The following is a 12,473-nucleotide window of genomic DNA, read 5'->3' as shown; positions in this document are numbered from 1 at the left end:
TCTGTGCGAAATTTGATTCTTGTAGGGCCGATGGGCGCTGGAAAAAGCACCATCGGCCGTTTGCTGGCCAAAGAGCTGCGCCTGCCATTCAAAGACTCCGATAAGGAAATTGAATTGCGCACGGGTGCCAATATTCCGTGGATCTTCGATAAGGAAGGCGAACTGGGCTTTCGTGACCGCGAGCAGGCGATGATTGCCGAGCTGTGCGGCTGCGATGGCGTGGTATTGGCCACCGGCGGCGGCGCGGTGATGCGCGAGGAAAACCGGCGGGCGCTGCATGCCGGCGGTCGGGTGGTGTATTTGCATGCCTCGGTCGAGCAGCAGGTCGGGCGCACCGCGCGTGATCGCAACCGACCATTGCTGCGCACCGCCAACCCTGAAAAAACCCTGCGGGACTTGCTGACACTGCGCGATCCGCTTTATCGGGAAATCGCCGATCTGGTGGTAGAAACCGATGAACGGCCACCGCGCATGGTCGTAATCGACATTCTCGAGCGCTTGCAGCAGCTGCCGCCCCGTTAAAGCCAGGGCCGAAATGCGCTATCCTCGGCAACGCGTTGCAACCGTCCGAGGTGTGGCGTAGAGCCATTAGGCAGCGTCCGATCTCGACGGTGCCGACAACGTTAATACAGGGCAGGACGCCTGCTTCCATCTTCAGCGCGGGGACACATGCAGACACTTAAGGTCGATCTTGGCGAGCGTAGCTACCCGATCCATATTGGCGAAGGTTTGTTGGACCAGCCCGAGTTGCTCGCGCCGCATATTGCCGGGCGACAAGTGGCAATCATCTCCAACCAGACCGTGGCGCCGCTCTACCTTGAGCGTCTGAGTCGCAGCCTTGCGGCGTATTCGGTGATCTCGGTGATTCTTCCCGACGGCGAAGCCTTCAAGAACTGGGAAACCCTGCAACTGATCTTTGACGGCCTGCTCACCGCACGCCACGACCGGCGGACCACGGTGGTGGCCCTTGGCGGCGGCGTGATCGGCGACATGGCCGGTTTTGCGGCGGCCTGTTACCAGCGTGGCGTGGACTTTATCCAGGTGCCGACCACCCTGCTGTCCCAGGTCGATTCGTCGGTGGGCGGCAAGACCGGGATCAACCATCCCCTGGGCAAGAACATGGTCGGCGCGTTCTACCAGCCCAATGCCGTGCTGATCGACACCGCCACCCTCAATACCCTGCCGCCCCGCGAGCTGTCGGCGGGTCTGGCGGAAGTCATCAAGTACGGGTTGATCTGCGATGAGCCGTTCCTGACCTGGCTTGAAGAGCACGTCGATGCCTTGCGCAACCTGGACCAGGTGGCGCTGACCGAGGCTATCTCCCGCTCCTGTGCGGCCAAGGCGCTGGTGGTCAATGCCGACGAACGTGAGTCTGGCGTGCGTGCCACCCTGAACCTGGGCCACACCTTCGGCCATGCGATTGAAACTCACATGGGCTATGGTGTCTGGTTGCATGGAGAGGCCGTGGCGGCTGGCACAGTGATGGCGTTGGAGATGTCGCAACGCCTGGGCTGGATCAGTGTCCAAGAGCGTGATCGCGGCATTCGCCTGTTCCAGCGCGCCGGGTTGCCGGTCATTCCTCCTGAGGCAATGACCGAGGCCGATTTCCTCGAACATATGGCGATAGACAAGAAAGTGATCGATGGTCGTTTGCGTCTGGTGCTGTTGCGCCGAATGGGCGAAGCGGTAGTGACCGACGATTATCCGAAAGAGATTCTACAGGCCACGCTGGGAGCGGATTACCGCGCCCTGGCCCAGCTGAAAGGTTAACCAGATCCCGATGACTAGTTTGCATGCCGACGAGGCTTTCCTCGGCCATTACCAGTTGAGCCACGACCCTTTTGCGCCACGGGTCCCCGGTTTCAAGTTTTTCCCTGCGCAACGCAAGCCGGTGCTGGGGCAGTTGCACCACCTGGCGCGCTACAGCCAGTTGCTGCTGGTGGTCACCGGCCCCCTGGGCAGCGGCAAGACCCTGCTACGCCAGGCGCTGGTGGCCAGCACCAACAAGCAATCGGTGCAGAGCGTGGTGGTTTCCGCCCGTGGCGCCGGCGATGCGGCCGGCGTGTTGCGCCAGGTTGCCCAGGCGCTGGATGTGGCCAATGCCGAGCCGACCGCGATCCTCAAGCAAGTGGTGCAACTGGGCCTGACCGGCCAGGAAGTCTACCTGCTGGTGGACGACGCCGAGCAGCTCGACGAGTCCGCCCTGGAAGCGTTGCTGGCCCTGGCGGCGGGTACGCCGGAAGGTCGCCCCCATGTGTTCCTGTTCGGTGAGGCATCGCTGATTGCCGATCTGGAGCAACTCAGTGGCGAGCAAGAGCTGTTCCACGTCATCGAATTGCAGCCCTACGAAGAGGAAGAAACCCGCGAGTACCTGGCCCAGCGCCTTGAAGGTGCTGGCCAGGGCATCGAACTTTTCTCCGCCCAGCAGATCTCTGATATTCACGAAAGCTCCGACGGCTGGCCTGGCACCATCAACCAGGTGGCCCGGGATGCAATGATCGAAGCAATGATTGCCAGCCGCTCTGCGGTTAAGCGTCCAAAGATGGGGTTCACCATGCCGAAGAAACACGTACTGGCGATTTCTGCTGTTGTCGTGGTGGCCGTTGTCGCCGCCTGGCTGATTCCTGGCCGCAGCAAGGCCCCGACCGCGCCAGGTGCGCCGACCGAGCAGGCACAACTGCCACTGGGCAAGCCCACCACCAACGGCGCGCCTGCCGTTGAGTTTGCCGGTTCCGGCCAGCCTACCAACCTGCCGATGGTCGGCCAGCCGGTCATGCGAGGCCCGCTGGCAGAAGAAGCCGGCGCCATTTCCGAAGGCGACGACGGTGTGCCGGTAGAAGGCTCCAGCGCCACGCCACCGACCGTTACCACCGTGGCTCCGCCACCGGGCGCAACAGCCAGCCCTGCACCGGTGCCTGCGGCTACGCCAACGCCTGCTCCGACCCAGGTTGCCACCGCCAAGCCAGCTCCGGCGCCAGTGGTCAAGCCTGCGCCAGCCCCTGCGGCTAAGCCAGCGCCTGTCGCCAAGCCTGCTGAGAAACCGGTGACCGTGGCCAAGGCCGCTGCCGGCAGTGGCTGGTACGGTAGCCAACCGGCCAAGAACTACGTGGTGCAGATCCTCGGCACCAGCTCCGAAGCCAACGCCCAGGCGTTCGTCAAAGAGCAGGGCGGTGAGTACCGTTATTTCAAGAAAGTGCTCAACGGCAAGCCTCTCTACGTGATCACCTACGGCAGTTTCCCGAGCCGTGCGGCCGCCGATTCCGCGATCAAGGCCTTGCCAGCGAAGGTTCAGGCTGGTAAACCTTGGCCTCGCACTGTTGCCAGCGTTCAACAAGAACTGGCAACAACTCGCTGAAGATCCGGCGACCTTACCCAGGTCGCCCTCTCAGCACCTCAAAAAAACGACAACAGCGTGCAGCCCTGAAGGCCGCGCGCTTTGTGGTGTCTGCGTCACAGTGGCTTTTGAGTAGTCGCAGTCAAAATTAAAAAAGTTTTGACTAGCACAGCATATCGCTTTAAACCTTTCATAAATGCGACATAGATTTGCGACAGTTCGTCGCCAAATTTGTGGGCGTCTGTGTCGGTGTGTACAATGACCTCCCTTTTGCCCCCGCTAAGCCGGCGTACGTTCGGCGTGGAAGGTAACCGGTTGAATTGAAAAGAAATTTGCCTCGAAATAAGAGGCAGCCTGGTGAGAAAGTGTCTATGAAAGCAGGTCTGTACCAACCCGATGAATTCAAGGATAACTGTGGTTTCGGCCTGATAGCCCATATGCAGGGCGAACCCAGTCATACCCTTCTGCAAACGGCCATCGAGGCCCTGACCTGCATGACCCACCGCGGTGGGATCAACGCCGACGGCAAGACCGGTGACGGCTGTGGCTTGCTGATTCAAAAGCCCGACCTGTTCCTGCGCGCTGTCGCCAAGGAAACCTTCGGCGCCGATTTGCCCAAGCAATACGCGGTGGGCATGGTGTTCTTCAATCAGGACCCGGTCAAAGCCGAGGCCGCTCGCGAGAACATGAACCGCGAGATCCTTGCCGCCGGCCTGCAACTGGTCGGCTGGCGCAAAGTGCCAATCGACACCAGCGTGCTCGGCCGCCTGGCCCATGAGCGCCTGCCGCAGATCGAACAAGTGTTTATCGCAGGCGACGGCCTGAGCGACCAGGACATGGCGATCAAGCTGTTCACCTCCCGTCGTCGTTCGTCCGTGGCCAACGCCCTGGACACCGACCACTACATCTGCAGCTTTTCCCACAAGACCATCATTTATAAAGGCCTGATGATGCCGGCGGACTTGACCGCCTTCTATCCAGACCTGAGCGATGAGCGCCTGCAAACCGCGATCTGCGTGTTCCACCAGCGCTTCTCCACCAACACCCTGCCGAAATGGCCGCTGGCCCAGCCATTCCGCTTCCTCGCCCACAACGGCGAGATCAACACCATCACCGGCAACCGCAACTGGGCCGTGGCCCGTCGCACCAAGTTCGCCAACGACCTGATGGACCTCGAAGAGCTCGGCCCATTGGTCAACCGCGTGGGTTCCGACTCTTCGAGCATGGACAACATGCTGGAATTGATGGTCACCGGCGGCATCGACCTGTTCCGTGGCGTGCGCATGATCATTCCGCCAGCGTGGCAGAACGTCGAGACCATGGACCCCGACCTGCGGGCGTTCTATGAGTACAACTCGATGCACATGGAACCGTGGGACGGCCCGGCCGGCGTGGTCATGACCGATGGTCGCTACGCGGTGTGCCTGCTCGACCGTAACGGCCTGCGCCCGGCGCGCTGGGTAACCACCACCAACGGCTTCATCACCCTGGCGTCGGAAGTCGGCGTGTGGAACTACCAGCCTGAAGACGTGATTGCCAAAGGCCGCGTCGGCCCTGGCCAGATCCTCGCCGTGGACACCGAAACCGGGCAGATCCTCGACACCGATGCCATCGACAACCGCCTGAAGTCGCGCCACCCGTACAAGCAATGGCTGCGCAAGAACGCCCTGCGCATCCAGGCGACCATGGAAGATAACGACCATGGCTCGGCGTTCTATGACGTGGACCAGCTCAAGCAGTACATGAAGATGTACCAGGTCACGTTCGAGGAGCGCGACCAGGTGCTGCGCCCACTGGGCGAGCAAGGCTACGAGGCGGTCGGCTCCATGGGCGACGACACGCCGATGGCCGTGCTGTCCCAGCGCGTGCGCACGCCGTACGACTATTTCCGCCAGCAGTTCGCCCAGGTGACCAACCCACCGATCGACCCGCTGCGTGAAGCCATCGTCATGTCTTTGGAAGTGTGCCTCGGTGCCGAGCGCAATATCTTCCAGGAATCGCCAGAGCACGCCTCCCGCGTGATCCTCAGCTCGCCGGTGATTTCCCCGGCCAAGTGGCGTTCGTTGATGACCCTGGAGCGTCCAGGCTTCGACCGCCAGATCATCGACCTGAACTACGACGAGAGCCTCGGCCTGGAAGCCGCGGTGCGCAACGTCGCCGATCAGGCCGAAGAAGCCGTGCGTGCCGGTCGTACCCAGATCGTACTGACCGACCGCCATATCGCCCCGGGCAAGCTGCCGATCCACGCCTCCCTGGCCACCGGCGCGGTGCACCACCGGCTGACCGAAAAAGGCCTGCGCTGCGACTCCAACATCCTCGTCGAAACCGCCACCGCCCGCGACCCGCACCACTTTGCGGTGCTGATCGGCTTTGGCGCCTCGGCGGTGTATCCGTTCCTGGCCTATGAAGTGCTGGGCGACCTGATCCGCACCGGCGAAGTGCTGGGCGATTTGTACGAGGTGTTCAAGAACTACCGCAAAGGCATCACCAAGGGCCTGCTGAAGATCCTGTCGAAGATGGGCATCTCCACCGTCACCTCTTACCGTGGCGCGCAGTTGTTCGAGGCCATCGGCCTGTCGGAAGAAGTCTGCGAACTGAGTTTCCGTGGCGTGCCAAGCCGCATCAAGGGCGCGCGTTTCGTTGATATCGAAGCCGAACAGAAAGCCCTGGCCCTGGAGGCCTGGAGCGCGCGCAAGCCGATCCAGCAAGGTGGCCTGCTCAAGTTCGTGCACGGTGGCGAATACCACGCCTACAACCCGGATGTGGTCAGCACCCTGCAAGCCGCTGTGCAGCAGGGCGACTACGCCAAGTTCAAGGAATACACCGCGCTGGTGGATAACCGCCCGGTGTCGATGATCCGCGACCTGTTCCAGGTGAAAACCCTGGACACGCCGTTGGCTATCAGCGAAATCGAACCACTGGAGTCGATCCTCAAGCGCTTCGACTCCGCCGGTATCTCCCTGGGCGCCTTGTCCCCCGAGGCCCACGAAGCCCTGGCCGAAGCCATGAACCGCCTGGGTGCGCGTTCCAACTCCGGCGAAGGTGGCGAAGACCCGGCGCGCTACGGCACCATCAAGAGCTCGAAAATCAAGCAGGTGGCCACTGGTCGTTTCGGCGTAACCCCGGAATACCTGGTCAACGCCGAAGTGCTGCAGATCAAAGTCGCCCAGGGCGCCAAGCCCGGTGAAGGCGGCCAGTTGCCAGGCGGCAAGGTCAATGGCCTGATCGCCAAGCTGCGTTATGCGGTGCCGGGCGTGACCCTGATCTCGCCACCGCCGCACCACGACATCTACTCGATTGAAGACTTGTCGCAGCTGATTTTCGACCTCAAGCAAGTCAACCCGCAGGCCCTGGTCTCGGTGAAACTGGTTGCTGAAGCCGGTGTGGGCACCATCGCCGCTGGCGTGGCCAAGGCCTATGCCGACCTGATCACCATCTCCGGCTACGACGGCGGCACCGGCGCTTCGCCGCTGACCTCGATCAAGTACGCTGGCGCACCGTGGGAGCTGGGCCTGGCCGAGACCCACCAGACCCTGCGCGGCAATGACCTGCGCGGCAAAGTCCGGGTGCAGACCGATGGCGGCCTGAAAACCGGCCTCGACGTGATCAAGGCCGCGATCCTCGGCGCCGAAAGCTTCGGCTTCGGCACCGCGCCGATGATCGCCCTGGGCTGCAAATACCTGCGCATCTGCCACCTGAACAACTGCGCCACCGGCGTGGCCACGCAGAACGAGAAGCTGCGCAAGGATCACTACATCGGCACCGTCGACATGGTGGTGAATTTCTTCACCTACGTCGCTGAAGAAACCCGTGAGTGGCTGGCCAAGCTCGGCGTGCGCTCCCTGGAAGAACTGATCGGGCGTACCGATCTGCTGGATATCCTCCAGGGCCAGACCGCCAAGCAACAGCACCTGGACCTGACGCCGCTGTTGGGCAGCGATCATATCCCGGCAGACAAGCCACAATTCTGCCAGGTGGAGCGCAACCCACCGTTCGACAAAGGCCTGTTGGCCGAGAAAATGGTCGATATGGCCGGTTCCTCGATCAATGACGCCAGTGGTGGCGAGTTTGCCCTGGATATCTGCAACTGCGACCGCTCCATCGGCGCACGCATCTCCGGCGAAATCGCGCGCAAGCATGGCAACCAGGGCATGGCCAAGGCGCCGGTCACCTTCCGCTTCAAGGGCACTGCCGGCCAGAGCTTTGGCGTGTGGAACGCCGGCGGCCTGCACATGTACCTCGAAGGCGACGCCAACGACTACGTGGGCAAGGGCATGACCGGCGGCAAGCTGGTGATCGTCCCGCCAGCGGGTAGCATCTACAAGACCCAGGACAGTGCCATCATCGGCAACACCTGCTTGTACGGCGCCACCGGTGGCAAGCTGTTTGCCGCAGGGACCGCCGGTGAGCGTTTCGCCGTGCGTAACTCCGGTGCCCACACTGTGGTTGAAGGCACGGGCGATCACTGCTGCGAGTACATGACCGGTGGCTTTGTCTGCGTGTTGGGCAAGACCGGTTACAACTTTGGTTCGGGCATGACCGGCGGTTTCGCCTATGTGCTGGACCAGGACAACACCTTCGTCGACAAGGTCAACCACGAGTTGGTCGAGATCCAGCGGATCAGCGGCGAGGCCATGGAGTCCTACCGGAACCACTTGCAGCACGTGCTGGACGAGTACGTCGAGGAAACCGGCAGCGAATGGGGTCGTAACCTCGCCGAGAACCTCGATGATTACCTGCGTCGTTTCTGGCTGGTCAAGCCCAAGGCGGCCAACCTGAAATCGTTGCTTTCCAGCATCCGTGCCAACCCGCAGTGATATGCGCCTGAAGAGTTTGATGAGGTTTTAACATGGCTGAACGTCTGAATAACGACTTCCAGTTCATCGATGTCGGGCGCAAAGATCCGAAGAAGAAACTGTTGCGTCAACGCAAGAAAGAGTTCGTGGAAATCTACGAGCCCTTCAAACCCCAGCACTCGGCCGAACAGGCCCACCGCTGCCTGGGGTGCGGTAACCCGTATTGCGAATGGAAGTGCCCGGTGCACAACTTCATTCCCAACTGGCTCAAGTTGGTGGCCGAGGGCAACATCCTCGCCGCCGCCGAGCTGTCGCACCAGACCAACACCCTGCCGGAAGTCTGCGGCCGGGTGTGTCCCCAGGATCGTCTGTGCGAGGGTGCGTGCACCCTCAATGACGGTTTTGGCGCGGTGACCATCGGTTCGGTGGAGAAGTACATCACCGACACCGCGTTCGCCATGGGCTGGCGCCCGGACATGTCCAAGGTCAAGCCCACCGGCAAGCGCGTGGCGATCATCGGCGCAGGCCCGGCGGGCCTGGGCTGTGCCGACGTGCTGGTGCGTGGTGGCGTGACCCCGGTGGTGTTCGACAAGAACCCGGAAATCGGCGGCCTGCTGACCTTCGGCATCCCCGAGTTCAAGCTGGAAAAGACTGTGTTGAGCAATCGCCGCGAAGTCTTCACCGGCATGGGCATCGAGTTTCGCCTGAACACCGAGATCGGCAAAGACGTGACCATGGAGCAACTGCTCGAAGAATACGATGCGGTGTTCATGGGCATGGGCACCTACACCTACATGAAGGGCGGCTTTGCCGGTGAGGACCTGCCGGGCGTGTACGACGCGCTCGACTTCCTGATCGCCAACGTCAACCGCAACCTGGGCTTTGAAAAGTCGCCGGAAGATTTCGTCGACATGAAAGGCAAGAAGGTCGTGGTGCTGGGCGGTGGCGACACCGCGATGGACTGCAACCGCACGTCGATCCGCCAGGGCGCCAAATCGGTGACCTGTGCCTATCGCCGTGACGAAGCCAACATGCCGGGCTCGCGCAAAGAGGTGAAGAACGCCAAGGAAGAAGGCGTGAAGTTCCTCTACAACCGTCAGCCGATCGCTATCGTTGGTGAAGACCGCGTCGAAGGCGTGAAGGTGGTCGAGACCCGTCTCGGCGAACCGGACGCCCGTGGCCGTCGCAGCCCCGAGCCGATCCCGGGTTCCGAAGAGATCATCCCGGCCGATGCCGTGGTCATCGCTTTTGGCTTTCGCCCAAGCCCGGCGCCGTGGTTCGAGCAGTTCCAGATCCAGACCGACAGCCAGGGCCGCGTCGTGGCCCCGGAGCAGGGCCAGTACAAGCACCAGACCAGCAACCCGAAAATCTTCGCCGGTGGCGATATGGTGCGCGGTTCTGACCTGGTGGTGACGGCGATCTTTGAAGGCCGCAATGCCGCCGAAGGCATCCTGGACTACTTGCAGGTCTGATCTGATCGTTCCCACGCTCCGCGTGGGAACGATCGGCCGCGACAAATTGACCCTATAGACAAAAGGCACGGTGCATACCGTGCCTTTTGCGTCCGGCTCTGAGAAAATGCCCGCACTTTTTTTGCGGATGCCGACATGACTGCCCTCAAGAACGACCGTTTCCTTCGTGCCCTGCTCAAGCAACCCGTAGACGTCACCCCCGTGTGGATGATGCGTCAAGCCGGTCGCTACCTGCCGGAATACCGCGCCAGCCGCGCCAACGCAGGCGATTTCATGAGCCTGTGCATGAACCCGGAGTTTGCCTGTGAGGTCACGATGCAGCCGCTGGACCGCTATCCACAACTGGATGCGGCCATCCTCTTCTCCGATATCCTGACCATCCCCGATGCCATGGGCCAAGGCCTGTACTTTGAAACCGGCGAAGGTCCACGCTTCAAGAAAGAGATCAGCACCCTGGCCGATATCGAAGCCCTGCCGATCCCTGATCCACATAAAGACCTCGGTTATGTGATGGACGCCGTCAGCACCATCCGCCGCGAACTCAACGGCCGCGTACCGCTGATCGGCTTCTCCGGCAGCCCGTGGACCCTGGCCACCTATATGGTCGAAGGCGGCTCGTCGAAAGATTTCCGCAAGACCAAGGCCATGCTCTACGACAATCCGCAAGCCATGCACCTGCTGCTGGACAAGCTGGCGCAGTCGGTCGTGTCTTACCTCAACGGCCAGATCATGGCCGGCGCGCAAGCGGTGCAGATCTTCGACACCTGGGGTGGCAACCTGTCGGCGGCGGCGTACCAGGAATTCTCCCTGGCCTACATGCGCAAAATCGTCAGCGGCCTGATCCGCGAACACGAAGGCCGCAAAGTGCCGGTGATCCTGTTCACCAAGGGCGGCGGCCTGTGGCTGGAAAGCATCGCCGATGCCGGCGCCGATGCATTGGGCCTGGACTGGACCTGCGACCTGGGCGAAGCCCGTCGCCGCGTCGGCAGCCAAGTGGCCCTGCAAGGCAACATGGACCCGACCGTGCTCTACGCCAAGCCAGAGGCGATCCGCAGCGAAGTGGGGCGCATCCTCGCCAGCTACGGCAAGGGCAGCGGCCATGTGTTCAACCTCGGCCATGGCATCACCCCGGAAGTGAACCCGGAGCATGCGGGCGCGTTCCTGCGGGCGGTGCATGAGTTGTCGGCGCAGTATCACGAGTGATTGCAGCCTATAAAAAACGCCCGGCTTAGGCTGGGCGTTTTTTTGGGTCGGTTTTATGAGTGGGCAACGGACGTAAGAGGCTTGTAAAGTCCGTCATATAGGACTAAATGTATGATTTACTCTATAAAGTCCGATATGGGTAACATTATGTTGCTGACTAATCCACCTGACCTCGGTGAAAGGATACGCCAGTTGCGTCGCGCCAAAGGTTACAGCCAGGCGCAACTGGCGGACCGTGCCAAGTGCAATCGCAAGACCATCATTGATCTTGAAGCGGGTGAGAACGTCGCGATGTACACGGTATTCCGGGTGATCTCGGCACTCGGGATGGCCTTGGAAGTCGTCGACAAACGCATCGATCTCAAATCCCTGGCGGATCTGGTGGAGCACGATGAGTAGAGTCAAATTGCTCAATGTCGTAGCCCCACAGGGGAACTCAGGCGCGCTGTCCAAGGGCTCCCAGTTCTCGTTTGCCTACGCGTCTGCCGATGCCGAGCGCGAGGTGTCGCTGGTCATGCCTTATGACCCTACGCCTGCGGTCAGCAATGTGTTGCATCCGATTTTTGATATGAACGTGCCGGAGGGTTTTCTCGCCGATCAGATAAAACGCCGGATGGCCAAGCACATGCAGGTAGATGAGATGCGCCTGTTATCGGTAATCGGCGGGAACCAGATCGGACGTCTGACCTATCAAAACCCAGTCGAAGCGTCGGTTGCCGTGCGTGCTCAGGTTGGGCTTGAGCAAATACTTTCGGCCGATACCTCCCAGGGCATATTCGAGTTTCTGGTGCAAACGTACTTCGAGTCGGGTATTTCCGGCGTGCAGCCCAAAGTGCTGGTACCTGACCTGGATAAGCTGACCGGTAGCCGCAAAACCATGCTCAGTTCCGACCTGATCGTGAAGTCTGGTGCCGATGAGTACGCCCACCTGGCCCAGAACGAGTTCCTCTGCATGGAAGCTGCGCGCTTAGCGGGGATGGAAACACCACCATTCTGGCTGTCTGAAGGTGGCGATCTGTTTGTCATGGAGCGCTTTGACTTGACACCATCTGGCCGGCTCGGTTTTGAAGACATGGCTGTGCTCTTGGGGCTCAACAAAGACCCCCATGACAATTACAAGTATTCCCAGAGCTACGAAACCCTTGCTGCAGTCATTGACCATGTCTGCTCACATGGCGACCCGTTACGTGAGCTTGAGCGGTTTTTTTTCTCGGTCTGCTTGTCGGTGATGCTGCATAACGGTGATGCGCACTTGAAGAATTTCGGGGTGATCTACACCCATCCGGGCGCTCGTGAAACGGTGCGGCTGGCGCCCGTGTTCGATGTGACCACTACCACGGTGTATGAGAACTACAACCCAAAATCCGGCCGCTCATTGGTTGATCGCACGTTGGCAATCAAAATGAACAAGGTGAAAACCTACCCGGACCGTCAGCAACTGATGGAGTTCGGTCGTAAACACTGTGCTGTGGAGAAGCCTGGGGTGATCATCGAGCGAATCGCAGAGGCCATGTCCGAGGCGCTCGTTACTCATCAAGCACGAATCGACGTTGAGCTGTTTTCGGCGATGCAGGCGGAGTGGGACGCGGGGCGTGCCACGGCGTGTTATGACTCGATAACTACCGCAATGAAGCGCAAGCCTGTGGTGAGAAAAACGCAGTGAGGCGC

At 60.9% G+C, this 12,473-nt stretch carries 8 protein-coding genes; all 8 read left to right on the top strand.

Translation table 11 applies throughout. The annotated features are described in order from the left end of the window. Positions 1-3: 3 nt before the first annotated feature. Positions 4-522 (top strand): shikimate kinase AroK, encoded by a 519-nt coding sequence (gene aroK, locus AO268_RS15820; RefSeq protein WP_038445430.1) that lies wholly within the window; start codon positions 4-6, stop codon positions 520-522. 147 nt (positions 523-669) lie between these two features. Next, a complete protein-coding gene (gene aroB / locus AO268_RS15815; RefSeq protein WP_099169218.1) occupies positions 670-1,770 on the top strand; it encodes a 3-dehydroquinate synthase in 1,101 nt (366 codons plus the stop codon). Positions 1,771-1,780: 10 nt separating this feature from the next. Then, on the top strand, positions 1,781-3,355 hold the full coding sequence (locus AO268_RS15810) for an SPOR domain-containing protein (protein WP_099169217.1): 1,575 nt from the start codon (positions 1,781-1,783) through the stop codon (positions 3,353-3,355). A gap of 350 nt (positions 3,356-3,705) precedes the next feature. Further along, positions 3,706-8,151, top strand: a complete 4,446-nt coding sequence (gene gltB / locus AO268_RS15800; protein WP_099169215.1) for a glutamate synthase large subunit — start codon at positions 3,706-3,708, stop codon at positions 8,149-8,151. Positions 8,152-8,183: 32 nt separating this feature from the next. Beyond that, positions 8,184-9,602: an FAD-dependent oxidoreductase gene (locus tag AO268_RS15795; RefSeq protein ID WP_076961727.1), complete on the top strand. Its 1,419-nt coding sequence runs from the start codon at positions 8,184-8,186 to the stop codon at positions 9,600-9,602. A 135-nt stretch (positions 9,603-9,737) separates the two neighbouring features. Beyond that, positions 9,738-10,805 carry a uroporphyrinogen decarboxylase gene (gene hemE, locus AO268_RS15790; protein WP_099169214.1) on the top strand — a complete coding sequence of 356 codons (1,068 nt, stop codon included), beginning with the start codon at positions 9,738-9,740 and terminating at the stop codon, positions 10,803-10,805. 111 nt (positions 10,806-10,916) lie between these two features. Then, positions 10,917-11,204: a helix-turn-helix transcriptional regulator gene (locus tag AO268_RS15785; RefSeq protein ID WP_306474139.1), complete on the top strand. Its 288-nt coding sequence runs from the start codon at positions 10,917-10,919 to the stop codon at positions 11,202-11,204. Next, the gene (locus tag AO268_RS15780; RefSeq protein WP_099169213.1) at positions 11,197-12,468 is read left to right on the top strand and encodes a type II toxin-antitoxin system HipA family toxin; all 1,272 of its coding nucleotides are present in this window, start codon (positions 11,197-11,199) and stop codon (positions 12,466-12,468) included. Before AO268_RS15785 ends, AO268_RS15780 begins: the two co-directional genes overlap by 8 nt. Positions 12,469-12,473: the final 5 nt, after the last annotated feature.

The organism is Pseudomonas sp. ICMP 8385, from assembly GCF_002699915.1.
In the GTDB taxonomy this organism is placed as follows: domain Bacteria; phylum Pseudomonadota; class Gammaproteobacteria; order Pseudomonadales; family Pseudomonadaceae; genus Aquipseudomonas; species Aquipseudomonas gessardii.
The sequence above is the reverse complement of the archived record's forward strand: the minus strand, read 5'-3'. Positions and strand labels throughout refer to the sequence as shown.

Coding starts and splice junctions, on each gene's coding strand:
- AO268_RS15780 (WP_099169213.1), top strand. CDS start 11,197: ATGAGTAGAGTCAAATTGCTCAATGTCGTAGCCCCACAGGGGAACTCA.
- AO268_RS15810 (WP_099169217.1), top strand. CDS start 1,781: ATGACTAGTTTGCATGCCGACGAGGCTTTCCTCGGCCATTACCAGTTG.
- AO268_RS15795 (WP_076961727.1), top strand. CDS start 8,184: ATGGCTGAACGTCTGAATAACGACTTCCAGTTCATCGATGTCGGGCGC.
- aroB (WP_099169218.1), top strand. CDS start 670: ATGCAGACACTTAAGGTCGATCTTGGCGAGCGTAGCTACCCGATCCAT.
- AO268_RS15785 (WP_306474139.1), top strand. CDS start 10,917: ATGATTTACTCTATAAAGTCCGATATGGGTAACATTATGTTGCTGACT.
- hemE (WP_099169214.1), top strand. CDS start 9,738: ATGACTGCCCTCAAGAACGACCGTTTCCTTCGTGCCCTGCTCAAGCAA.
- gltB (WP_099169215.1), top strand. CDS start 3,706: ATGAAAGCAGGTCTGTACCAACCCGATGAATTCAAGGATAACTGTGGT.